The organism is Marinomonas sp., from assembly GCF_965225885.1.
Classification (GTDB): Bacteria; Pseudomonadota; Gammaproteobacteria; order Pseudomonadales; family Marinomonadaceae; genus Marinomonas.
The window spans coordinates 2,214,071-2,236,449 of sequence record NZ_OZ245329.1 but is presented as its reverse complement, the minus strand read 5'-3'; the positions used below and the strand labels follow the sequence as shown (position 1 = coordinate 2,236,449).

Below are 22,379 nucleotides of genomic sequence, written 5' to 3'. Positions count from 1 at the left end.
CCCTTTTGAGAACGTCATCTCATCTATGAGAATTAAAACACGCAGATTACAGCACAATAATTTGATTACCCACGCCCTGACAAGGAGAAAAATAGTACCAAGTTTCGCCTCGCATAGAATGATATTCCTGTTGAAAATCTGCATCACGGTCAGCCTTGCAATCACTTAATCGATACTGATACTCGACCCATAATCCTCGTAAGCTTTTTAAGGGAAAGCGTCCATATCGAGTATCTAACGTATCCACCAAACCATCCTGGCTATCATCCAACAACGGAAGAACAGCAAAGCGCTCAATGCCATTCCATAACTCTAACGAATTACCGCTTTCTTCTGGTGTGCGCCACAAGGCATTCCAGCCGTCTTTGCCTTCTGATAGATACCAATAAAAGCCATCTTCGCTTTCTAAAATACCAGATTGGCCAATAGCTACATCATCCTCAAGTTTAATCAGGCTTTTACTCGCAGACTCACTTAACACCTGACCTTTATAATTGGATTCGCAAGACGAGAAAGTCATTCTGTCACCTGCTTTCCAATGGCAAGCCATGGTCGTTTTCATAGGGTTATTGTTCACTGTTACCGAGCTGCGACACAAACCATAATCCACACCCTTTACCCAATCTGAGTCTTTGTCGATACGCCGTGTCGCCAAACGAACCGGCGGAGACACACCCGATTCAATCGTCAAAAATAACGACTCATCGAGCGAACAACTCGCAGGTAACAGGCGTGACCATTGCGCCTTCAAATGCGCTTCAATAGCGGCTTTTATCGTATGTTGATCTTGATAAGTTTGCGCCAATAGATGTCGCTCTTGCATGCGAGCTATCGCCATCACCAAAAAGGGTAAAAACAAGGCGATCAAACCACACACCACCAGCAATTCGATCAACAAACTGCCTTTCATATGACGTCGCTGATTCATGGTTTGCCCTCTTCACTCAGACCTAAAACAGCAGATTCAGACAAAACATGTTGTGAAGCATAAAACCAATTTTTAAGCTCATTGCCTGTACATTTTTGGCAATCTGGATACTCTTCTTTGTGCAATATTTTCGGCGTATCAAGCCAAGCAACCGAGCCAACTAACTGCGTCATAGCCGCTTGCTTTTGCTGATTTTCCTGAAGTTTACCCTGTGTGTCGGCCAACTGAACCGATTGCCATTGCGCTTCGCTCTGACGCTGTACAGCCAACAACACCACGGCAAATAACGCCAAGCAAAGAATCACTTCGAGCATGATCCACCCCTTTTGTCTTGGCTCAGACAATCGCTGCATTAATCGCTGTTTATTCATCCGCATTGCCCTCCATTCGTTCCCTGAGAATAAGAGCCTTTTGGATCAACGCCTTGTGGATCAGTGAGATAAAAACGCCCGCTTTGATTGAGTATTAAGTCCGCCTGCCAAGCGCCTAAGCAAAACTCAAAGGTGCCGTTTTGATAACCAGACAAGCCATTAGATCGAAATTCTATTTGATTTTTCTGGGTGGGAAAGCCACGCCAAGATACCGCCAAGGAAGGATCAAAAACGATCTGACGGTAGTGTTTTTCTGCGCCGCTATTGGACTCAACTTGATAGAGTATAAAACCTGATGACCAACCGCCGTCGCAATTCACGCCGCCACACAAAAAGCTGGTTTGACCACTTATGACAGCCAATTGACGCGCCTGGGTTAGCGCATCTGCCAGACGCTTCATTTCATTTTTGAGAGTGTTTTTATCTTTGGTTTTTTGGCTAACGCTGAGAAATTGCGCCGAACCTGCATGAGCTAATATGCTCAAGATGGCCAGAACACAGAGTAGCTCCAGCAGGGAAAAACCGTATTGACGGCTCATTGAAAACCTCCTTGTCTTCATGTTTTTGCTTTTACATTTTCTTTCTAGAAAATCATAAATTAAACGGGCTTCCTGCCCTTTATAAGCAACGCTTGTTTTATCTTAACGCTTATTTGATCTTAGTGCGCTGCAAACCAATTATTAATATGATTGGCAATTTGTCTCGGTTTTTGAAAGGGCAATGAATGATCGCACGCACTCAACGTTTTGTGTTGCCAAGCGGCATTTTGCTCACTCAACAAATCATAGTGTTGTCGCAAGGCTTCGTGACTCAATTCACCGGAGAACAAAAACACCTGCTCGGACGCCTCTATCATCGCCTGACGAATATGCGGCTCTTTCACCATCTTTTCTACATGATCTGTCACCGCATCCAATGCATAGGCAAAACCAAAAGGTCGATGTGCTAGACGTGATTTTGTCGTCGCTTCCGCTACAGGGAGCTTACGTCGGTTCGGCGACACACCATCCATAAAACTCGCTACACCAAGCTCTACATCGCCGGTATCACGAATCAGCTTCGACGCATGACGGTATTTTTGACGCACATCCATCAAAGTAGACAAATCTTCACGATCCAAAGACGCAGGTTCCAGCAAAGCCATTTTGACTGTCTTTTTGCCTTGTAAGCTACGCTGATAATTTAAGTTCAATGCCACCAAGCCGCCAAGAGAATAGGCAACCAGATCAAAGTCGTCCCATTTAACATGGGCCAATAGCGCTTCTACTTCGTTGGTCAATTCGGCAATTGATACCGCGCCCTCATCACCATGATGATGAAAAGAATCGCCCATGCCTTTTAGATCAGGCACCAGCATCCAACGCCACTGGGTAAAATACGGCAACATCGGAGAATACGTAATTTCCCCAGCAACACCTGCACCATGTAACAACAGGCAAGCTCGGTCACTTTCTGCCTGTGGATTTTCGTAAAGACGGTACGCAATACGCGCATTGGGTAAAGAAAGAAAAAAAATGTCAGACACTTGTAATTAACCTGTGAGGACCCTTATTAAAAGAATACAATGCTTGCACTTAATCGCACTCTACACACAAACGTATATTAGAGACCTTTGCACGATGTTACGAGCGAAAACAAGACGAGGCAAAAATAGACGAGAAAGCAGACACCTACATGGATGTAGGTGTTAGAGCGACGCAGGATGCCAAAGCCGAGTTTATAGGTTATAAATGAGCATTTCGAGTCTATTTTTAACAAAGTATTGGTAAGCGCAGTAGTCGTGCAAAGGTCTCTATTACTAGGTATTAATAAAAAAATGTCAGAAATCAAAAAAGTAAATCTCCCTTATCAGGCGTCGTTACTGTCTTTCTTTTCTGCTGTGCGAGACTTACCTTATCCCGCTTTACTCGACAGTAATCACGAACATTTTCCTGATACCAACTTCGACATTTTGGTCGCCAACCCACTTGCTCGCGTTCATCCAGTCCAAAATAACCAGCCGATCACTTGGTACAGCAAACCGCTTTATGAGTTAAGTAATACTGACAACCCAATGACCTTGCTAAACGAATTGATGAGCCTAATTTGCCAAGAGCCTTGGGCACAATCCGCCCCAAAAGATTTGCCTTTCGTTGGTGGTTTGCTGGGGTATTACGGTTATGAAAGCGGCCATTATGTTGAGAAATTACCGGATACGGTAGAACACGACATCCAGTTAGAAACCTTGAGCATTGGACTTTATGATTGGGCGGTGGTTACTTGTCACCAGAAAAAAACCACCCAATTGATCACCTCTCCTTGGTGTCCTTCCGAAGATGTTGCTGACCTTATCAACCGTTTCACCAGCGCTTGTGATGACGTGCTGGTAAAACATGATTTAAACGAAGCACGACCTTTTACTTTAGAAGCACCTTTTACTTCCAATATGACAGAAGCCGACTACGCGCAAAAATTTGCTGCGGTTCAAGACTACATTCAGTCCGGTGATTGTTATCAGGTTAATTTGGCGCAGCGTTTTTCTACTCGCTACCAAGGCGATACCTTCACGGCGTATCACACATTAAGAGACGTTTGCCCGACGCCATTTTCCGCTTACATGGAATTTTCGCCAGAGCAAAGTTTATTGAGTCACTCTCCTGAACGCTTCCTGTTATGCGATCAAGGTCGAGTAGAGTCCAAGCCAATCAAAGGCACGGTCGCTCGCGGCAAAACACCAGAAGAAGACAAGGCCAACGCCGATTGGTTACTTGCATCAGAAAAAGATCGCGCAGAAAACCTGATGATTGTCGATTTGCTACGCAACGATTTAGGGCGAACCTGTTTAACCGGCAGCATCAAAGTACCTAAGCTGTTTGCCTTAGAAAGTTATGCCAATGTCCATCACTTAGTCTCCACGGTAGAAGGTCGCATTGATCAGGCGGATCAAGCGATTCGTGTTTTTCATCAAAGCTTTCCAGGCGGCTCCATTACTGGCGCGCCTAAGATTCGCTCCATGGAAATTATCGATGAGCTCGAACCTCATGAACGTTCAGCCTATTGCGGTTCGATTGCTTACTTCAGTGCAAACGGTCAAATGGATTCCAGTATCACTATCCGTACACTGGTTGCTGATCATGGTAACTTGCATTGTTGGGCCGGCGGCGGACTGGTCGCCGACTCGAAATGCCAAGAAGAATACCAAGAAACCTTTACCAAAGTGGGCAAATTAACCCATACTCTAGAACAAGACTTTTTGAAATAGGCCGTATCATGTCTGACATAGAGCAGTTTTTAAATGCTCCTCCCATTGACCTGAGCTTGGATGATATTCGCGCTGCATTAGACAGAGAACCCTACGCGCAACAAATTCATAACCCAGATGAGGAAATGTTTCCCAGTGGTTATGATTTGAATTACCGATCTGCTGCTGTGCTAATTCCCATTTGGCGAGAGCCAGAAAATGGCGAGTTATACGTACTTCTAACACAACGCGCACTTCATATGCGCAATCATCCGGGACAAATTGCCTTTCCCGGTGGCAAACATGACCCTGACGATGCCAGTATCCAATACACCGCTTTGCGGGAAACATTGGAAGAAGTCGGGCTGTCACCAGATTGTTTCGATCTATTGGGCGAACTAGGCGAATATTGCACCATCTCGGGTTATTGCATCAAACCCATCGTAGCCGAAATGACGCGCAGAAGTGAGTTAAGTCTGTGTGAAGAAGAAGTAAAATCCGTCCATTGGGTACCTTTGCGCTACTTGCTAACCCCACAAAACTACCGTTTTAAAAAGAAAGTGCTCGATACAACGTCTCGTGGTTATTTTGAAATCGATTACGAGGACATTCGCATTTGGGGCGTAACCGCTGGGATTCTCTATGGACTTTATCAAACGCTAGCACGTCATATGGGTCAAGCATTATAAGGTTAGTGTTCTTTCGTCTTTTCTTTCGGAGCCGCAAATTGTTATGGTACAGCTATCGTAACCTAGATCATGGTAAATCATCCTATGTCAGCATTTGATTTAGCGTCTTTCATTGCCAACAACAAAGAAGACGAAGCACAAAAAATCATCCACAACGCGATGAAAGAATTCGACAACATTGCCATCTCTTTTAGTGGTGCAGAAGATGTTGTCCTTATTGACATGGCAGTCAAAGCAAAAAAAGACATTCACGTCTTCTCTCTGGATACGGGTCGCCTGCACGCAGATACGTATCGTTTTATCGAACAAGTTCGCAAACACTACAAGATCAATATCGATATTCTTTCCCCTGACCGCGAAGCACTTGAAAACTTCACCAGAGAAAAAGGCTTGTTTAGTTTTTTTGAAGATGGTCACAAAGAGTGCTGCGGCATTCGAAAAGTACAGCCACTGAAACGCAAACTTGCCACGGTAGATGCGTGGATTACTGGACAACGTAAAGACCAAAGCCCAGGCACACGTAACGTTTTAGCCTTTGCTGAAAAAGACAGCGCATTCAGCACAGATGAAAAAGATCTGTTTAAATTCAATCCATTAGCAAATTGGTCTTCTGAAGACGTTTGGAACTACATCAAAATGTTTGATGTACCTTACAATGAGTTGCATTTGAAAGGTTTTACCAGCATAGGCTGCGAGCCTTGTACTCGCCCTATTCTACCAAATCAACACGAACGCGAAGGTCGCTGGTGGTGGGAAGAATCTGAACACAAAGAATGTGGCCTGCATATTGGTAATATCATACCAACCGCTCAACAATAAACATCGCTTTCTATTTAAAAGCGCTTAGATTAAAAGTGCCTGACTCTTAAAATCAGGCACTTTACAGTGCAGACACCGCCTCATCCGATTTGCTTTCTAAATGACTTTTCCATGACGCGATAAAACCTTTGTAGCATGCTTCAAGCTCTTGTATGTGTTGCAGCAATACTTCTCCCGCTGGCGTCATATCCGTTGTTCGACCATGTCGAATCAACAAAGGCTCGCCCATTTCTCGTTCTAATTTTTGAATATGTTGGCTAACCGCAGGCTGAGTTAATCCCAACTTCTTCGCAGTTTTCGTAAAACTCCCTGTTTCAACCAGCGCCTTAAAGGTAATGAGATGTTGTGTATTAAGCATAAAGATTCCTTATAGTTAATTCCATTATGCCCAATGCCAATTTTACGAACATTGACCTATATCGTGTTTTCGTGAAAGACTCAAAGTTATTAACCTAAGTGGATTAAGAGCATGACAACCGCACAAGACACAATGCTACCTTGGCACGAAAGACAATCAGGTCATCAAGAATCCCGCGACAACGATTACCGCACACCTTACCAACGTGATCGAGCTAGAATCATCCACAGCGCCGCGTTTCGTCGCTTACAATCCAAAACGCAAATCCTTGCCATTCGACAAAACGATTACAGCCGCACACGCCTAACACACTCCTTAGAAGTCGCCCAAATTGGCAACGGCATTGTTCACCAACTTAAATTCAGCTCACCTGCAGATGCCGACTTTCAACCTTGGCTCGCCGACGATGCTTTAATTGAAACCGTTTGCCTGAGTCACGACATCGGCCATCCGCCATTTGGCCACGGTGGTGAAGTTGCCCTTAACTACATGATGCAAACCTTTGGCGGTTTTGAAGGCAACGCACAATCATTAAGAATCCTAGGCAAGCGCGGCTCCTACTCACCTATTTATGGCATGGACGTCACGCGTCGTACCTTATTAGGGATTTTAAAATACCCGGTTTTACATGCCAGCGTGGTTGGCAAATACCCAGAAAAGCCAGCCAACTTCCGCCAATTCAAAGCCTCTAACTGGGCGCCACCAAAATGCGTCTACCAAGAAGAGCAAGACTTACTAAATTGGATCATCGAGCCTTTTAGCCAAGCCGACAAAAGCTTATTACAAGAAGTAAACCGAACTGACCCAGACAGCCACGCCAAAGCCAAACACGCCAGCTTCGACACCAGCATCATGGATCTCGCCGACGACATCGCCTACGGCGTACATGACCTAGAAGACGCCATCGTCCTCGGCATGGTCACCAAAGACATGTGGCTAGAACACCTAGAACCCAAACTCGCCGCCTTAGCATCACCCTTTTTGGCAGAAAACCTAAACGACATTCGCTCCCAACTGTTCAGCCGCCAAAGCCACCTTCGCAAAGAAGCCATCGGCAGCTTAGTCAGCTGGTTCATCACCTCTTGTCGAGTCATCGAAAAGCAGCAATTCGAACACCCGTTACTACGTTTTCAAGTCGGCTTACCTGAAGGCCAACGCCAAGCCTTAAACTTGTTAAAACAATTCGAAATGCAACACATCATCCAACGTCCAGAAGTGCAAATGCTCGTCTACAAAGGCCAGCAAATGTTATTGGAAATGTTCGAAGCCTACTCCGCCGACCCAAGCCGATTACTGCCAAGAGAAATCGCCAGCGAATGGCAAAAAAGCCAAGAACACGGAGAAAACGGACTGCGCATCATCTGCGACTACATGGCCTCCATGACCGACGACTACGCCAGCCGCATGTACAATAAGTTGTTTGTTCCGAGCTTGGGCTCGGTGTTTGAGCCAATGTAGAGAGGGATAATCCCTTCCCCTTTTGTCTTCCAAGGGGAGGGTTAGGGAGGGGTTGCAAGCTTTGGTTCCATTCAAACGCTTTGTATTCTAGACTTTTTTTCCGCTCTGCTGAGCGGGTAACTTTTGCCAATCGATGCAAAAGTAACCAAAAAATCTTTTATCGGGCTATCGCCCAAACGTCTCATTCACATTGTTTAACATCACGTCTAGCAACACGATTTGTATCGTAAGGCATAGATTGTTTTTGATGTTGGTAGGTGGGATATTTTTAAATGACTCTGAAACTCCATAAAGTCGCGCGACTCTGTTGCGTCGAACTGACTTCTTCGGGATTTCAAGTGCGGAAGGTAATTTCAAAACGACACACCATGTATTGCCGAGACACGTCATTCCCGCGAAGGCGGGAATCAATCTCTTATGCTACTCAAAAGTTGGACTGAGAAGTTTCAGTGCAGAAAGTGGCAGGCACATTTAACACCGACTGTCCCTGCGTAACGTTCCAGAACAACGTTTTGTACTGGGGTAACTCAACGGGTCAAACATCACTTCGCCATTTTGAAAGCTATCTTTATAAATACAGAGTATTGCCTCAACAAATTTCGGATTAATTGTTTGTAAATGCAGAGGAAGATCTTGAATATTTAAACTATCCTTAGAAGTATCTAAATTTAAATTTCTTGCTCCTTTTAATGTACCAGCATGGAGATATATTTTCGTAGGTTCCTGACTAAAATAAGCCCCTAAACGTAAAGCCGCATCATAAACATAAAGCTTTCCAACTCCATGAATAGGTAACAAATTCTTTTTTAAACATTCATATAGTGATTCAAAATCCTTTATATTATTGAACGACATATTTTTTAAAATCCTATGACTCACATCACATGTTTGTTTTGTTATTCGATATTGATGGGGAAATTTTTTTTCGTCTTTTCCATTGCAATACGCCACTCTAGATATCACATCACTAAAACTACTTGGCGGCATAAAATCAGCTAATTCAGATTCTAAATTTAACTGATGCTGAGTTTTGTAATGTTCGATTATTTTTTCTAGCATAATGATCTTATATATTTGATATTCATAATTTTTTAAGAAACGAAGTTTGTTTCATAACTATAACTAGTTTTACTCGACCGCTACAAATCACTAAGTCCCTTCCCCTTTTTCAGAGCACGATGATTTTCATGTTATTTTTCCGTGGTAACGCTTGCAACAACGGCACGTTGACATGACTGCACTTATACGCCCTTTTGCAAAAAAACAACAAAACTTAAGTATTTGGTTTAGTTGCACTTGTTATGTGCTAGCCAAACTAGTTGATACAATTTTGTATACACCGCCGTATCCCACAGAGCCACGGCGATTTAGATAGCTAAAGTCTATCGGTCGAGTCTCATATACTTCAAATGTGCTATGAAAAGCACTTTCAGAACCAACGAAAACTTGCTCTTGAAAGTCCTCAAATTGGTCTGCTGTGATATCGATTATCAACGAGTCATTTACAGTTAACCATACGTGATTGTTTTCTCGATAATCATTCAATATCGGACGTTTACCTACAGATTGAACAACATCAATTCCATGTTCAGATTGAACGTACAAACCTAAAATTACGCTTGCAACTTCACAAGAGCCAGATGGAAAGTTTTGAAGCTCAACATCTACATATGGTAATTCATCGATAACCTGTTCTATTTTTTGACGGACTGCAAATGCGATAGATTTTAATTTTGATTCCTGCACCTATCTAACCTCTCCATCTAAGGCAAATAACGTAAAAATGCTTGGCTAAAACTTTCGACCAAGGAGCTCAGCCAGCTGTTTTAGTCCTGCTGAAATACCTTGTTAAGTGCCGATTTTGTTATGAACATTTACCTGCATACAAAATATATTGAATATCACTATCATTGACCGTCTTGTCAGTATCCCACATAATAAAAACAGAAAACAGATTGTTATCACGTAGTACAAAGTGACCACTATATCCAATTTTTCGTTGACAGAGGTGTCCAGTCTCATTGCAACTATCAAAAAGAATCTGCGTACTTCCCTTTTCCTTCACCATCCATTTATTTTGCTCATTAAAGAGAACAAAGCTAGTATCGACGGCCATTGAACCTCCTCTATGCTCATTATTTGGTGATTGAATAATTGTCGTTGCTTTTTCAGGTATGCAGTTTAAATAACTTGCATTAGCAATAAGAGAGAAAGGAAAAAATGTAAATACAATTATTTTTTTCATGGCTATATAACTTAATCCTTTAATTATTCATTTTCTGAAATGAGTACTATGCACAACTGTTGAAAGCGCTTAACGCCGCATTAATATGTGAGCGACGCTTGGCTGTACTTAAACAAAACGAGAACACCAAGCGCTGCGAATCACTCTTAAATGCTTTGTTATAAATCCAATTTTGCGAAACCCAAATCCCCCTGAACTTCTAGCACGGCAGTTTGAGCTTTTCTATTATTACTAATTAACGCTAGCTCGCCAGCAACTAACAAACCATAGCTATTTGTAAACTTTTTCACATCTTGGATAAACAGTTCGTCAAAGTTTGATCCGATCGCTTCGTCAGATATTCTACGTGAAACTTGCCCTGCCCCGGAGTGTGTTAGTCCATTTAAAGTTCGCCACAAAATCTTCTTAGCGGTTGATAAACCCTTACCTTTTTTCTTTTCAATTTCACTAACCAATGCCCCAAATGGTTTTTCAAAATCATCTTTTCTAAGTCGATCAATATCTTTAGCATCCGAGCAGTAGTAAAACCACAAACCTTTAACATAGCTTTCAAAAAGACTCCTTAAGAGAGCACTTGCTGAACTATAAAGCTGAAGTTCAAGTAAGGTTAAAATTGAGCGGTAGTGCTCCATGCATATTGAGTAATACGAACTTGCAACAACGACCTTGTCGGTACGAGGTAATTCAATATGGTTTAATGCTTCTTCTAGTTGAAGCAAGTTCTTCTTTGATTTTTCCATAACTTCACTCGGATTTATAACGCCCGTAGCACGGGTAAAAATGTAGCGTAGCGGAAATTTTATCCCAATGGCTACGCTTGTTAAATGAGCACTTAGAACAAGGGATTTCTCTTTTCAAAATCTTGAATCTTTGGCATTTTGTTTTGAAAAAAGCCTTCAAAGACTTGTTGAATGCGCTCTCTATAGTCTTGCACCTCTACTTCATCCAAGTTCATGATGAAATATTGATCATTTTTATCATAATGAGACTGAAGTAGTAGCATTGCGTGGCTATAAATTCGAAAAAGCGGCCATGCAATATCTCTAGCAATAGTATTTTTAACTTCCTCGTTAAAAAGCTGATAAATAGCTCCTTCAAGTTTCCAATACTCTTCCTCATTCCATACGCTCTCCTCATGCAAACAACCAAGAAAAGAACCAATCTCGTATTCACTATTGTGAGGGAAATTCTGATAAACGACATTTCGTGAGATATCCGTACCCTCCATTTAACAATTAAGGGTTATACGGCAGCGTAGCTGCGGCTATAAACCACTGTTGAACGGCTGCGTTGTCTATATAGGGGATTTGCTTTTTTCATGGTAGGGCTTCCCTGTTATCTAACTCGCTAAATACCAAAGCCTGTTTGGACGATGCCGCTTCAGATGGTCTTTGATCGCCGCTACATTGGTTCTTCGTTTGCTCTTTTGTAGCGCGATTTAACCCACGAGGCAAGCGATTCCCTGAGGCCTTATGACCTTATGCATTTTTTAGTGCTTACTCTTCTCTGTCGATCCGCGAAGCGGCTTAGTTCAACAATTAATAGTGCGCATGCGCGTTTAGTTTTTTGTCGCCCTGAAGGACGACCTACCTTAGAAAATGAAAGCTTCACTTCCAACGGCATTTTTTTGTGATTAAAGAGTCGCTGCGCTTATGATGCCCTACGTTTTGGTTTTACACGATTAGCTACGAAGAAGTCAGTTCGACGCGACGAAGTTGCGCGACTTTATGTAGTTTCAGAGTCATTAACAGACAAAGTCTCTCGAACAGAAAAAGCCAATCTATGCCTTACGATAAAAATCGTGTTGCTAGACGTGATGTTAAGCAATGTGAATGAGACGTTTGGGCGAAAGCCCGATAAAGCGAATTTTTGGTTACTTTTTGGGCGCTAGCAAAAAGTTACCCGCTCAGCAGAGCGGAATAACGGTTGGGAATGCAAATAGTTAGAATGAAGTCAAAGAGTTTGAATATTGCTATATTCAAACTCTAGCTAAACCGCGATCCCCCAGCGGTTGTCGATTTCTTCCAGTAATATTTCCTTTGCAGCTTGCTGGGCTTCGGCATCTGACAAAAGGTCTAGAAAGTAGCTGACGGAGTTTGTTTTCTCTAGTTTTTCCATGAATAGAGATCGAAGCGCGGCGTCTGTCGTTCGGGGGATTTCTGACTGGCCTTTTTCGTAACGCGCTATCGTTTGTTCTGATACACCAAAGCGGTGTCCGAGCATTTTTTGCGATAGGTTTAACTCTATGCGTAAAAACTTAAATTCAGCAGGACGAAGTATCATGTGACTGTCTGCGATTGTTTGCGCGATGGCGACATGTAAGTTATTCATATCATCAATGCTGGTGTAGTCTTCGCCGTCTATATTTTCAATGGTAAAACCGTTTTTTAGATAGACGTTAGGCAAGCCACATTCTGTATAGTGATACATAGTTTTACTCCTAATGAACCCAAACTGTGATGAGAATTGAAGTCGGGTTATCAGCATGGTTCTTAATGGCGACACTGAGTTCTATAATAGATCCAGCCGCCATTCCTTTTAAATTAAATTTCCAATCACCATTTAGCTCAAGATAAGGCCCTTCACGAAATACAGATCGCTTACTTTTAAGTAGCGCCAAAACCTGTCCCGTTGTCACACCACGTTCCAGCATTCTCTCTTTAATGTGCTTACTCCAGCGGATTCTATTGGTATGGTTTTCTGCTAGATCATTAATGATTTTTCGAGCTGTAAATTCACTGAGAGGAAACGCCACGGCTCCTTGTGGATTATTCTTTTTCATATTACTCATCCATTGAGTCAACACCTATCATATTGATAGGTAAAATGGCTTTTGTCAAGAAGTTACCCGCTCAGCTTTTCCCAGAATTAAAAGGCGGAATAAAGGCTGGGAATACAAAGCGTTTGAATGGAAACGAAGAAGCCAAATTTGAAGAACACCTTGAACAAAGTGTTCTTCACTAATAGGTTCAGAGATTACTGATAAGCGACCGATCTTGCTTCAATATCACTTTGTTGGTTATGCATTTTCATCAGGCCTTTCAGGTTGATCAATAGCATCGGCAGTACAATCAGTGCGAAGGTGATATTGGATAGAGGAACGGCTAACCAAACACCATCGATGCCGAGGTATTTCGGTAAGATGAACAGGAATGGAATCTGTATCAACATGTTGCCAACGGAGACAAACAGGGCTTGTCCGCTTTTGCCAACGGCGACGAAGTAGATGGACGCCATGAATAAGAAGCCATCTAAAAACAGGGCCATTAAGTGCAGACGAATGCCATTTTTACTGGCTTCAAGCAGTGCATCGTTGCCTGTGGTAAAGATGCTGATAAAGAGTTCTGGAAAAATGTTAAACAGTATAACCAAGGCAATACCCGATCCAACGGTGACGGAAAAAGCCAGTTTTACGGTTTCGGTTATGCGCTTGTATTGCTTGGCGCCTAAGTAGTAACTCACCGGTGGCTGCAAGCCGCTGACTAAGCCTTCGGCGAAGAAGTAGTAGCAACTCGCTAAGTAGCCAACTATAGCGAAGGCGGCGAGTTGTGTGGTGTCTCCGTAGGCCATAAATTGCAGGTTATGGAATGCCATGACGAAGCTAAAATAGATAAACATCACTAAGTTTGACGCGCCCAGTTGCACGATACGAATAGCGATGGTTTTATCGAGTTGTTTAATCGCCAGCTTGGTTTTGGCTTTTGAGGACGTAAAGTAACGTAGACACAGAATACAGGTCGCCAGTTGAGCAATTAAGGTCGCAATGGCGGCGCCTTTTAATCCCATATCAAGATGGGCTAAGAAAACATAGTCCAAGACAATGTTGGCGACGGCGCCAACGACAATGAACACTGTCGCAAGGTTTGGGCTGTCGTCGTTTCGGACCAGCATAGGCATGGCACTGGCACCAATCGAAATAAGCGCACCAAACGACATGGTCTGCACATAACTCCAGCTCATTTCTAGGGTCACGCCTGTCGCGCCTTGAATATTGAGCAGACTCTGTCCAAAGGCAATAAATACAACAGTGGCCAATAAGCCGATCAAAATAATCAAGAAAAGCGCCGTGACGAGTGTTGCTTGGGTACCATTTAGGTTGTTCTCGCCTCGATATTTAGACAGCACACTGCCACCGCCCATTCCCACCAGCATACCAAAGCCCATGATTAGACCAAGCAAGGGAATGGCCATGTTGATGCCTGCAAGTCCGTCCGCACCAACAAAGTGGCCCACGAAGAAGCCGTCAATGATCTGATACAAACCACTAACTAACATAGCGACGATGGAAGGAATGGCAAAGCGCCAAAACGCGCCTGCGACGGATTGTGATGGTTGAACCTGTGGAGCGGCTTGCATAACTTAAATATCCAGAAAGTAAGAATGCAGGCATAATATATATAATTAAGATATAAGAAAGTTAGTTACCATCCGCTTATAGGATGGATTAAGCCATTATCTATGCCGCGAGAGTAACCATTTTATGAGCAAAGAAATGAATTGGACACTGGATCAGTTACTGGCGTTTGTTACCGCCGCTGAGCTTGGTTCTTTTTCGGCTGCAGCAAGGCAATTACAAAAGGCCCAGTCTCGCATCAGCTGCGCCATCGCTAATTTAGAATTGGATTTAGGATTTGAGTTATTTGATCGCAGCTCTAAATTCCCCGTATTAACGCCACTGGGAAACGAGATGCTTCCCGAAGCGCGAGCCGTGCTTAACCAATGTTTACGCTTAGACTCACGTGCGTTATCAGCGGCAAACAAAGAACCTATTTCGTTACGCATCGCCCTAGATGAAGCCTTGCCACTGGAAACCATTCATTCCATTTTTTCACAAGTTGGCGATTTATTTCCTAATACGCATTTGGTTATTACTAACGGATCACAAGACGACATCGCCATAGCCATTGCCAATCAAAAAGCCGACATGGGCTTTATGATTAGCAACAGTGCCTTGCCACCAAAATTAACCATGCAGTTTTTGGGATATTTTAAAAAAATTCTGATTGTCGGTAAAAAGCACCCACTTGCTAAAGAAAATGTATTGAGTCTATCGCAACTACAGCAATACCGTCAGTTCGTGTTATGCAACCGTTCAGGAGAGAACCGCGAAAACGCCCTAAGTCCAGATCATTGGGATTTAGACAGTTACTATTTGATTTGTGAATTGGTCACGCAGAATCAGGGCTGGGCCATCGTGCCTGAGCATATTGCCAAAGCGCATTGGTTTTTTGAGCAAATAAAAATCGCCAAAAGCGATTTCTTAACAGATCAATTAATTGAAATAGGCATAGTGAAACGACTCGACAGCCCAAGCAATAAACTGACAGATTGGATCACTGAGAAAATGCGTCACTTAATGGATAATCGCTCTATTTAGACAATAAAAGCTTCGCTGCGCTCAAGATGCCCTACCCTAGATCATAAGAGTTTGATTCCCGCCTTCGCGGGAATGACTTGTCTTAGCCTTATTTTCGCTCTAGAAGTCAGTTCGACGCGACGAAGTTGCGCGACTTTATGGAGTTTCAGAATCATTGTTTGAATGGTCATCTCTAGCTAAATTCATAATCCATGCCTTACGATAAAAATTGTCTTGCTAAACCGATATAAAACAACATGAATGAGACGTTTGGGCGATAGCCCGATAAAGCGACCTTTTGCTTACCTTATATACTGAAGTTTTGTGTCGCTAGACATAAGTTACCCGCTCAGCTTTTTCCTGAATTAAAGAGCGGAATAAAGGTTGCAAACTAGGAGGCGCTGAAAAGTAACAAACAGACTTAAAGATCTAAAGAATAACCCCACCCTAACCCTCCCCTTGGAAGACATAAGGGGAGGGAATAAGAAAACTAAAACTCTCTTCCAAGAATAAACACGTCTTCTTTAATCTGTTCATTCTGAGCAATGTTCGGCAGCAGTCCCCATTGATCAAATCCTTGGCGTGTGAAGAAGCCTTGGCTTTCGAGGTTGCTGGCGTAGATATAAGCGACAAGGTGGGTGAAGCCAAGCTCTGATCGGTTCATTTCTAGGTATTGAAATAGCTGTGTAGCAATGCCTTTTCTCTGCCTATTTGGTGAGACATAGAAGCTTATTTCACAAGCAGAGTCGAAGGCAGGTAAACCATAAAAAGGTTCAACAGAGCACCAAGCAATCACGCTGCCCCGCTCTTCTATCACCAACATGGGGTGATTGTCGGTGACGTTTTCCAGCCAATCTAAGACATCAATCAATTTAATATTATCTTGACGATGCCCTGAGCTGGCAAACTGATCACAACGCTGAAACACTTCTAAAATAGCCGGAGCATCTTCCAACTCAGCCAGACGAATGACTCGACTCTGATTTACAAACATAACAACGTTGACCTTATTTGGAAGGCGTTAACCTTGCTCAAGCAAACGACGTAAGTCAATAATCGCCGTATTTGCACGAGCGATATAAGACGCCATGACCAAAGAGTGATTTGCCAAGACTCCGAAACCACTGCCGTTTAAGATGAAGGGAGACCAAACATTGGCTTGAGTGGCTTCAAGTTCACGGATGATTTGACGCAGGCTAACCAGTGCGTTTTTGTCCTGTAAAGTGAAGATAAAGTCCACTTCTACAGCACGTAGCATGTGGATCAGTGCCCAACTTGTGCCGCGCGCTTCATAAAAGACATCATCTACTTTAGACCAAGGTGTACGCACATAACGCGTATTTTCGTCTGACTCCAACTGCGGTTTGTCGTCGATAACACTTGCTGATAGGCGCTGAGACAAGCTACCAAGGCGAGTGCTGACATCTGACAACCAATCCGAAAGGTTGTCGGCACGAGCATAGAATTGGGCTTTGTTGTTTGATTGACCCGCCAAGCGATCAAGGTATCCCATTAGCTCTTTATTACCACGACGATATTCGCTCTCACTAGATGGTAAGGCCCAGCTTTTGTTATCAAAGTTAAATTGAGGCTCCGCTATTTTTAAGTTCACATCTTCTGTGGACTGAGACTGCGAGCGGCTAAATTCTTTACGAAACGCTCTAGCCAAATCACGAGACTGAACCAACACACCAAATTCCCATGCTGGCATGTTGTCCATAAACAAGCCCGGCGGCAGTATGTCGTTACTAATAAAACCACCCGGTTTATCCAGTAATGTCTCCATGATGGTGTGCAGAGTGCTCGCCATTGTGTAGCCAACAACAAGTTTTTTGCTGTTGTTTAGATAACCACGTTCAGCGGCTTTTTCTTTCGCTGTCGCTACCACATCAAATTGATCCGGCTCGCTGCTCCAGTACATGCCTAAGAAGCTCAATAGAATAGCAACGATGAGCACAGCAGCCCCGGCGACTTTACCCACATTTGAGAAATTAAAACTCGGTTTTAAACCTTGTAACTTATTTGTTAACCAGGACATTGTTGACCTACCTTAATCTTGTTGTAATTCGACCATGTAATCAGCACGATGATATGTCATCGCGCGTACACGAAATTCGGGAACACGACTGTTAATAATTTGATAAATCAAACGTGCCTCTTTGTCATTTGGCCAGTAAATCGCGAGAGGCCGATCCGTTTTCGCCACTTCTTCTATAATAGGCTGAATCTTTGCGATTATCTCATCTTCACTCAAACTAAAAAGCGTTGCGGGCAATAAAAATTGGCCTTCCTTTGGTGCTTTAGGTTCTTTCCGCTCAGGCCCTTTCGAGTCTTTCGATTCAGACTTTATTTTTGACACTCTCTCAGCCTGCTCTCGTTTCACTTTTAAATCGCTAACTCGTGAGGTCATTTCCACGATAGAAGGGTCTTCAGGATTAACTGAACGCGCAGAGTCTAAATACTTCTCGGCCTTCTTATAATCACCACTTCTCGCCGCTTGCCATGCCCACTGAGTGTAAACATCAACAATAGCTGTGATGCCTTGTATAGCTTTAAAGTTACCCGGATCACGCCCTAATGCAGCTTGAAAATATAGGTTCGCATTGTCATCCACTGGCGTTAAAAGTCGTTCAGCTGATAAGGCCGCTTCACCTTGTTCAATAAGACTCGATGTCAGTTTCTCGGCTGCTGTAAGTGTTTTTTTCGCTTTAGGTTGCTGCGCCTTTTTAGCCACGGGTACATGTTCAATTTCTGTCAACTGTTTAAGCGAGTCATTAGAAGTGACTTGTTCTACTTGCCCCACTTCCTCTGCAACTACAACTGACTGACTATTCTCTGATGGTTTCACATTTTCCTGACAAGCCGTCAGGAAAGTGACAACAAACAGCAAAGAAACTAAGTTTTTACTCAATTTGCCCCCTTACGATTGGCAACTTAAAGGTGGATTGGTAGTCTACACCTTATACTTAACGTGATGAAATATGGATTTACATAACACGTTCAACTTGATTGAAGATAAATATGCGCCTACTTGTTCTACTGCTCTTATTGACATTTCAAAGCGTGTCCCACGCTTTTACTTTCGCTCCTACATCAAGACTTTCAGAACCAGAATTCTTACCCGTTGAGCAAGCTTTCCAGCTATCCGTTTCCGCCCCTAAAGACGGTAAACTAATGGCAACATGGCAGATTCATGATGGTTACTATTTATATCAAGAACGGTTCGCCTTGTCTGGTGAACACGCAGATAAACTGCATTTTTCACCTTTTCCTGCGGGAGAATCCAAACAAGACCCTTATTATGGTGAAGTAATCGTTTATCGAGATCAATTGACTCTGCCTATTTATTACGACATCAAACTTGCAGCCGGAACAGAAGTTAAAGCTGTACTGACTTACCAAGGCTGCGCTGATAAGGGCTTATGTTATGCTCCTCAACAAATGCCCATTCAATTTACGATTCCACCGCTGTTAACAGCAGCTGAAAAGCCGCTAACAGAGTCTCAAGCTAGAGCCAAAACACCTCAAACAGCCAACACAAATATCGTACCTTCAGAAGCACAATCTGTCAGCCAACTACTTAATTCGAATAACCTTTGGGCAACTATCATAGCTGTCTTTGGTTTGGGCTTGCTCTTATCGCTTACGCCTTGTGTGCTTCCTATGGTGCCTATTGTCAGTGCCATTGTAGTTGGTACTCGCCATTCAAGATTAGGCGCATTTTATTACAGCCTTGTTTATGTCATGGCTATAGCATTAACCTATGCTGCTATTGGCGGATTAGTGAGTATTTTTGGTACCCAACTTAATCTACAAGCTCAGTTACAAAGCCCTCTATTGTTAATTGGCAGCGCCATTATCTTTGTATTGCTTGCCTTAGCCATGTTCGGTGTCTATGAAATAAGACTGCCAAGTTCTTGGCAACAACGCCTTCAAGTGCCAACCAAATCAACAGGTTCAGCGTGGAAATCAACGGTGAGTATTTTTATCGCTGGCATTTTGTCTACGCTAATTGTCTCACCTTGTGTCTCAGCACCACTTGCTGGCGTACTACTTTACATAAGTACTCAAGGCGATGGCTGGTATGGTGCGATGATGCTCTTTGTCATGGCGCTCGGCATGGGAGCTCCTTTATTACTGGTAGGGCTTTTTGGCCCTAAAGTATTACCCAAAAGCGGCGAATGGTTACACGATATCAAGGTATTAATGGGGTTTGCATTACTTGCTATGGCGATCTGGTTAATGACTCGTTGGTTACCAATGAGCAGCCATTTGTATCTCTGGAGCATTCTTGCACTGGCGATAAGCAGCTACTTCATTCATCGAGCTTATCAAATCGCCTCTCATCCTCTTCGCTGGTTCTTTGCCTTGGCCTTTTTTCTTATTGGTTGTATGGAATTTATTGGCGGTGCGGCAGGTAGTAGCAGCCCATTGCAACCCTTGAAAAATTTATCATCACCCTCAGCAACACTAAAAGAAAAGGTGGTATTTGATGCCACGATCACGAATTTAAATGAACTTGATACGATTATAGCGAATCAAGACAATCGCCCTATTATGTTAGATCTTTATGCCGATTGGTGTATCAGCTGCAAAACATTAGAAGACATGTTTGCTTCATCCGATGTGTTACCACTACTCGACAAGGTTCAACTGATTCGAGTGGATGTCACCGAAAACTCAGTCAAGAATCAGACGTTGATGCAGAAGTTCAACTTATTTGGCCCGCCATCACTGGTATTTTTAGATAATCAAGGTGAAGAACGTAAAATGCTTACTTTGATGGGAGAACCCAGCAAACCTACTTTAATTGATCGTCTAAACCGAGTAATCAGCCAATAATTTTAATCAAAAAGCGCAGCAGTTTACCTTTGATTAAAAATAAACCACAAGGAACATTTTTCGGTTTTTTTAACGCAAAACTGGACAATATCCCGCTTTTTATCGATAATTTCGCGTTACAAGCTTTTACAATTCGTTTTTTTATAAAAGCCCTGTTTGTTGGATAACACAAGCAGTACTCAAAATTCATAATAGTCAGTGCGTAACATAACCGCTGAAACACCAACACAGACAGAAGAGAGTAATTATGGACATTCGTAAAATCAAAAAGCTAATCGAACTTTTAGAAGAATCTAACGTCTACGAGATTGAAATCAAAGAAGGCGAAGAGGCTGTTCGTATTAGTCGTGGTGGTGCTCCAGTACAAGCACCTATGATGGCCGCTCCAATGATGGCAGCTCCTGCTGCTGCACCAGTTGCTGCTTCTACTGCAGCGCCAGAAGCACCTGCTGCTATTGCTGGTCACACTGTAAACTCTCCAATGGTCGGCACTTACTACAAGTCTTCTGCACCTGGCGCTAAACCTTTCATCGAAGTAGGCCAAAAAGTTAACGTTGGCGATACTATTTGTATCGTTGAGGCAATGAAAATGATGAACCAAATTGAAGCAGATAAGTCTGGTACAATTGGCGCAATCCTTGTTGAAGACGGCGAGCCAGTTGAATTTGACCAGCCTCTTATTACTATCATTTAATCCAACGCAAAGGTTTCATCATGCTCGATAAGGTATTGATTGCTAACCGAGGCGAAATCGCGCTACGTATTTTACGTGCGTGTAAAGAACTCGGTATCAAAACCGTTGCGGTTCACTCTAAGATTGACCGTGACTTGTTACATGTGCGCCTTGCAGACGAATCTATCTGCATAGGGCCAAATCCATCAGCTCAAAGTTATTTGAATATTCCAGCTATCATTAGTGCTGCAGAATTAACAGATACTTCAGCGATTCACCCAGGCTACGGCTTCCTTGCTGAAAATGCAGATTTCGCAGAGCAGGTTGAGCGTTCTGGCTTCACTTTCATCGGTCCTAAAGCCGAAACAATTCGCCTAATGGGTGACAAAGTTTCTGCTATCAAGGCAATGAAAGAAGCTGGTGTTCCTACTGTTCCAGGTTCTAATGGCCCAGTACCAACGGACCCAGAAGAATGCATCCGTGTTGCTAATGAAATAGGCTTTCCTGTTATCGTTAAAGCAGCAGCAGGTGGTGGTGGTCGTGGGATGCGCGTTGTTCACAACGAAGGCAGCCTTCTAAAATCTATCAGCATCACACAATCTGAAGCCGGTTCTTACTTCGGTGACAGCACGGTTTATATGGAAAAATTCCTACAAAACCCACGCCACGTCGAAGTTCAAGTATTGGCTGACGGTCAAGGTAATGCTGTTCACTTATACGATCGCGATTGCTCTTTGCAACGTCGCCATCAAAAAGTATTGGAAGAAGCACCAGCGCCGATGTTGAACGAAGAATCTCGCCAAGCTTGTTTAAAAGCCTGTGTTGATGCTTGCATCAAAATCAACTACCGCGGCGCAGGTACGTTCGAATTCCTATACGAAGACGGCAACTTCTATTTCATCGAGATGAACACTCGTGTTCAAGTAGAGCATCCTGTTACTGAAATGGTCACGGGGGTGGATATCGTTAAAGAACAACTTCGCATTGCTAGCGGCTTGCCATTGTCTTTCAAACAAGAAGACATCAAGCTAAATGGCCATGCAGTTGAATCACGTATCAACGCAGAAGATTCTAAAACTTTCATGCCTTGCCCAGGTAAAGTGGATTATTTCCACGCGCCAGGCGGTATGGGTGTTCGTGTCGACTCTCATTTGTACAGCGGCTACACAGTGCCACCTACGTACGATTCAATGATTGCTAAAATTATTTGTCATGCGCCAGATCGTACTGCTGCACTAAAACGCCTTTCTGGCGCTCTAGATGAAACCTTCATCGATGGTATTAAAACCAATATAGAGCTACAAAAAGACCTAGTAAATGATGCTAATTTCATTGCTGGCGGCGTTAATATCCATTATTTGGAGAAAAAACTCGGTCTATAAAGACTGCAGTTTTGCCCCTAGTGACAACATAAATCACT

General features: G+C 43.1%; 25 protein-coding genes. 9 read left to right on the top strand and 16 right to left on the bottom strand.

Annotated features, from left to right (window positions below):
• Positions 1-46: 46 nt before the first annotated feature.
• From ACO05V_RS10585 to ACO05V_RS10570, 4 genes are all read right to left on the bottom strand, one after another.
• On the bottom strand, positions 47-928 hold the full coding sequence (locus ACO05V_RS10585) for a type II secretion system protein (RefSeq protein WP_421850771.1): 882 nt from the start codon (positions 926-928) through the stop codon (positions 47-49).
• A complete protein-coding gene (locus ACO05V_RS10580) occupies positions 925-1,305 on the bottom strand; it encodes a hypothetical protein (RefSeq protein ID WP_421850768.1) in 381 nt (126 codons plus the stop codon). Before ACO05V_RS10580 ends, ACO05V_RS10585 begins: the two co-directional genes overlap by 4 nt.
• Complete coding sequence (locus ACO05V_RS10575) at positions 1,296-1,838, bottom strand: GspH/FimT family pseudopilin (protein ID WP_421850764.1); 543 nt, start codon at positions 1,836-1,838, stop codon at positions 1,296-1,298. Before ACO05V_RS10575 ends, ACO05V_RS10580 begins: the two co-directional genes overlap by 10 nt.
• Positions 1,839-1,957: 119 nt before the next feature.
• The gene (locus ACO05V_RS10570) at positions 1,958-2,824 is read right to left on the bottom strand and encodes an alpha/beta fold hydrolase (protein WP_421850761.1); all 867 of its coding nucleotides are present in this window, start codon (positions 2,822-2,824) and stop codon (positions 1,958-1,960) included.
• A gap of 291 nt (positions 2,825-3,115) precedes the next feature.
• Between ACO05V_RS10570 and pabB the strand changes: the two genes are divergently transcribed.
• The 3 genes from pabB (at position 3,116) to ACO05V_RS10555 (ending at position 6,027) form a co-directional block, all read left to right on the top strand.
• Positions 3,116-4,540: an aminodeoxychorismate synthase component I gene (pabB, locus tag ACO05V_RS10565; RefSeq protein WP_421850758.1), complete on the top strand. Its 1,425-nt coding sequence runs from the start codon at positions 3,116-3,118 to the stop codon at positions 4,538-4,540.
• A gap of 8 nt (positions 4,541-4,548) precedes the next feature.
• Positions 4,549-5,208, top strand: coding sequence for an NUDIX hydrolase (locus tag ACO05V_RS10560; RefSeq protein WP_421850755.1), 660 nt, complete (start codon positions 4,549-4,551; stop codon positions 5,206-5,208).
• A gap of 84 nt (positions 5,209-5,292) precedes the next feature.
• Positions 5,293-6,027, top strand: a complete 735-nt coding sequence (locus ACO05V_RS10555; protein ID WP_421850752.1) for a phosphoadenylyl-sulfate reductase — start codon at positions 5,293-5,295, stop codon at positions 6,025-6,027.
• Positions 6,028-6,088: 61 nt separating this feature from the next.
• Here ACO05V_RS10555 and ACO05V_RS10550 read toward each other — a convergent pair whose 3' ends face one another.
• A complete protein-coding gene (locus tag ACO05V_RS10550; protein WP_421850749.1) occupies positions 6,089-6,385 on the bottom strand; it encodes a LysR family transcriptional regulator in 297 nt (98 codons plus the stop codon).
• A gap of 111 nt (positions 6,386-6,496) precedes the next feature.
• Here ACO05V_RS10550 and ACO05V_RS10545 point away from each other — a divergent pair, with 111 nt between their 5' ends.
• Positions 6,497-7,843 (top strand): anti-phage deoxyguanosine triphosphatase, encoded by a 1,347-nt coding sequence (locus tag ACO05V_RS10545; RefSeq protein WP_421850746.1) that lies wholly within the window; start codon positions 6,497-6,499, stop codon positions 7,841-7,843.
• Positions 7,844-8,314: 471 nt separating this feature from the next.
• On the opposite strand, the gene ACO05V_RS10540 is transcribed toward ACO05V_RS10545, so the two are convergent.
• The 7 genes from ACO05V_RS10540 to ACO05V_RS10510 all read right to left on the bottom strand — a co-directional run bounded on the left by ACO05V_RS10540 (position 8,315) and on the right by ACO05V_RS10510 (position 12,870).
• Positions 8,315-8,902 carry a hypothetical protein gene (locus tag ACO05V_RS10540; RefSeq protein WP_421850742.1) on the bottom strand — a complete coding sequence of 196 codons (588 nt, stop codon included), beginning with the start codon at positions 8,900-8,902 and terminating at the stop codon, positions 8,315-8,317.
• Between the two features lie 240 nt (positions 8,903-9,142).
• The gene (locus ACO05V_RS10535; protein WP_421850739.1) at positions 9,143-9,589 is read right to left on the bottom strand and encodes a hypothetical protein; all 447 of its coding nucleotides are present in this window, start codon (positions 9,587-9,589) and stop codon (positions 9,143-9,145) included.
• Positions 9,590-9,707: 118 nt separating this feature from the next.
• The gene (locus ACO05V_RS10530) at positions 9,708-10,088 is read right to left on the bottom strand and encodes a hypothetical protein (protein WP_421850736.1); all 381 of its coding nucleotides are present in this window, start codon (positions 10,086-10,088) and stop codon (positions 9,708-9,710) included.
• Between the two features lie 158 nt (positions 10,089-10,246).
• Positions 10,247-10,828 (bottom strand): DUF6988 family protein, encoded by a 582-nt coding sequence (locus ACO05V_RS10525; RefSeq protein WP_421850733.1) that lies wholly within the window; start codon positions 10,826-10,828, stop codon positions 10,247-10,249.
• Positions 10,829-10,920: 92 nt separating this feature from the next.
• Entirely contained in the window at positions 10,921-11,316 is a 396-nt protein-coding gene (locus tag ACO05V_RS10520; RefSeq protein ID WP_421850730.1) for an Imm41 family immunity protein, read from the bottom strand.
• 761 nt (positions 11,317-12,077) lie between these two features.
• Positions 12,078-12,518, bottom strand: coding sequence for a helix-turn-helix domain-containing protein (locus ACO05V_RS10515; RefSeq protein ID WP_255825497.1), 441 nt, complete (start codon positions 12,516-12,518; stop codon positions 12,078-12,080).
• Positions 12,519-12,528: 10 nt separating this feature from the next.
• The gene (locus ACO05V_RS10510) at positions 12,529-12,870 is read right to left on the bottom strand and encodes a hypothetical protein (protein WP_421850727.1); all 342 of its coding nucleotides are present in this window, start codon (positions 12,868-12,870) and stop codon (positions 12,529-12,531) included.
• A 44-nt stretch (positions 12,871-12,914) separates the two neighbouring features.
• Between ACO05V_RS10510 and ACO05V_RS10505 the strand changes: the two genes are divergently transcribed.
• The gene (locus tag ACO05V_RS10505) at positions 12,915-13,052 is read left to right on the top strand and encodes a hypothetical protein (RefSeq protein WP_255825501.1); all 138 of its coding nucleotides are present in this window, start codon (positions 12,915-12,917) and stop codon (positions 13,050-13,052) included.
• A gap of 12 nt (positions 13,053-13,064) precedes the next feature.
• On the opposite strand, the gene ACO05V_RS10500 is transcribed toward ACO05V_RS10505, so the two are convergent.
• Positions 13,065-14,444: an MATE family efflux transporter gene (locus tag ACO05V_RS10500; protein ID WP_421850724.1), complete on the bottom strand. Its 1,380-nt coding sequence runs from the start codon at positions 14,442-14,444 to the stop codon at positions 13,065-13,067.
• A gap of 136 nt (positions 14,445-14,580) precedes the next feature.
• Between ACO05V_RS10500 and ACO05V_RS10495 the strand changes: the two genes are divergently transcribed.
• Positions 14,581-15,465, top strand: coding sequence for a LysR family transcriptional regulator (locus tag ACO05V_RS10495; protein ID WP_421850721.1), 885 nt, complete (start codon positions 14,581-14,583; stop codon positions 15,463-15,465).
• 469 nt (positions 15,466-15,934) lie between these two features.
• On the opposite strand, the gene ACO05V_RS10490 is transcribed toward ACO05V_RS10495, so the two are convergent.
• Genes ACO05V_RS10490 through ACO05V_RS10480 form a run of 3 tightly spaced genes read right to left on the bottom strand, consistent with a single transcriptional unit; the run spans position 15,935 to position 18,355 of the window.
• A complete protein-coding gene (locus ACO05V_RS10490) occupies positions 15,935-16,438 on the bottom strand; it encodes a GNAT family N-acetyltransferase (protein WP_421850719.1) in 504 nt (167 codons plus the stop codon).
• Between the two features lie 27 nt (positions 16,439-16,465).
• Positions 16,466-17,482, bottom strand: a complete 1,017-nt coding sequence (locus ACO05V_RS10485; RefSeq protein ID WP_421850716.1) for a DUF2333 family protein — start codon at positions 17,480-17,482, stop codon at positions 16,466-16,468.
• A gap of 12 nt (positions 17,483-17,494) precedes the next feature.
• Complete coding sequence (locus ACO05V_RS10480; RefSeq protein WP_421850712.1) at positions 17,495-18,355, bottom strand: tetratricopeptide repeat protein; 861 nt, start codon at positions 18,353-18,355, stop codon at positions 17,495-17,497.
• A 110-nt stretch (positions 18,356-18,465) separates the two neighbouring features.
• Here ACO05V_RS10480 and dsbD point away from each other — a divergent pair, with 110 nt between their 5' ends.
• The 3 genes from dsbD (at position 18,466) to accC (ending at position 22,341) form a co-directional block, all read left to right on the top strand.
• Positions 18,466-20,286 (top strand): protein-disulfide reductase DsbD, encoded by a 1,821-nt coding sequence (gene dsbD / locus ACO05V_RS10475; protein ID WP_421850708.1) that lies wholly within the window; start codon positions 18,466-18,468, stop codon positions 20,284-20,286.
• Positions 20,287-20,533: 247 nt separating this feature from the next.
• Positions 20,534-20,980 carry an acetyl-CoA carboxylase biotin carboxyl carrier protein gene (gene accB / locus ACO05V_RS10470; protein WP_212915870.1) on the top strand — a complete coding sequence of 149 codons (447 nt, stop codon included), beginning with the start codon at positions 20,534-20,536 and terminating at the stop codon, positions 20,978-20,980.
• A 20-nt stretch (positions 20,981-21,000) separates the two neighbouring features.
• A complete protein-coding gene (accC, locus tag ACO05V_RS10465; protein WP_421850704.1) occupies positions 21,001-22,341 on the top strand; it encodes an acetyl-CoA carboxylase biotin carboxylase subunit in 1,341 nt (446 codons plus the stop codon).
• Positions 22,342-22,379 lie beyond the last annotated feature (38 nt).

Bases quoted from the DNA above. Each gene is read 5' to 3' on its own strand.
- ACO05V_RS10585 (WP_421850771.1), bottom strand. From the start codon at position 928: ATGAATCAGCGACGTCATATGAAAGGCAGTTTGTTGATCGAATTGCTG.
- ACO05V_RS10580 (WP_421850768.1), bottom strand. From the start codon at position 1,305: ATGCGGATGAATAAACAGCGATTAATGCAGCGATTGTCTGAGCCAAGA.
- ACO05V_RS10575 (WP_421850764.1), bottom strand. From the start codon at position 1,838: ATGAGCCGTCAATACGGTTTTTCCCTGCTGGAGCTACTCTGTGTTCTG.
- pabB (WP_421850758.1), top strand. From the start codon at position 3,116: ATGTCAGAAATCAAAAAAGTAAATCTCCCTTATCAGGCGTCGTTACTG.
- ACO05V_RS10560 (WP_421850755.1), top strand. From the start codon at position 4,549: ATGTCTGACATAGAGCAGTTTTTAAATGCTCCTCCCATTGACCTGAGC.
- ACO05V_RS10555 (WP_421850752.1), top strand. From the start codon at position 5,293: ATGTCAGCATTTGATTTAGCGTCTTTCATTGCCAACAACAAAGAAGAC.
- ACO05V_RS10550 (WP_421850749.1), bottom strand. From the start codon at position 6,385: ATGCTTAATACACAACATCTCATTACCTTTAAGGCGCTGGTTGAAACA.
- ACO05V_RS10545 (WP_421850746.1), top strand. From the start codon at position 6,497: ATGACAACCGCACAAGACACAATGCTACCTTGGCACGAAAGACAATCA.
- ACO05V_RS10540 (WP_421850742.1), bottom strand. From the start codon at position 8,902: ATGCTAGAAAAAATAATCGAACATTACAAAACTCAGCATCAGTTAAAT.
- ACO05V_RS10530 (WP_421850736.1), bottom strand. From the start codon at position 10,088: ATGAAAAAAATAATTGTATTTACATTTTTTCCTTTCTCTCTTATTGCT.
- ACO05V_RS10525 (WP_421850733.1), bottom strand. From the start codon at position 10,828: ATGGAAAAATCAAAGAAGAACTTGCTTCAACTAGAAGAAGCATTAAAC.
- ACO05V_RS10520 (WP_421850730.1), bottom strand. From the start codon at position 11,316: ATGGAGGGTACGGATATCTCACGAAATGTCGTTTATCAGAATTTCCCT.
- ACO05V_RS10515 (WP_255825497.1), bottom strand. From the start codon at position 12,518: ATGTATCACTATACAGAATGTGGCTTGCCTAACGTCTATCTAAAAAAC.
- ACO05V_RS10510 (WP_421850727.1), bottom strand. From the start codon at position 12,870: ATGAAAAAGAATAATCCACAAGGAGCCGTGGCGTTTCCTCTCAGTGAA.
- ACO05V_RS10505 (WP_255825501.1), top strand. From the start codon at position 12,915: ATGGCTTTTGTCAAGAAGTTACCCGCTCAGCTTTTCCCAGAATTAAAA.
- ACO05V_RS10500 (WP_421850724.1), bottom strand. From the start codon at position 14,444: ATGCAAGCCGCTCCACAGGTTCAACCATCACAATCCGTCGCAGGCGCG.
- ACO05V_RS10495 (WP_421850721.1), top strand. From the start codon at position 14,581: ATGAATTGGACACTGGATCAGTTACTGGCGTTTGTTACCGCCGCTGAG.
- ACO05V_RS10490 (WP_421850719.1), bottom strand. From the start codon at position 16,438: ATGTTTGTAAATCAGAGTCGAGTCATTCGTCTGGCTGAGTTGGAAGAT.
- ACO05V_RS10485 (WP_421850716.1), bottom strand. From the start codon at position 17,482: ATGTCCTGGTTAACAAATAAGTTACAAGGTTTAAAACCGAGTTTTAAT.
- dsbD (WP_421850708.1), top strand. From the start codon at position 18,466: ATGCGCCTACTTGTTCTACTGCTCTTATTGACATTTCAAAGCGTGTCC.
- accB (WP_212915870.1), top strand. From the start codon at position 20,534: ATGGACATTCGTAAAATCAAAAAGCTAATCGAACTTTTAGAAGAATCT.
- accC (WP_421850704.1), top strand. From the start codon at position 21,001: ATGCTCGATAAGGTATTGATTGCTAACCGAGGCGAAATCGCGCTACGT.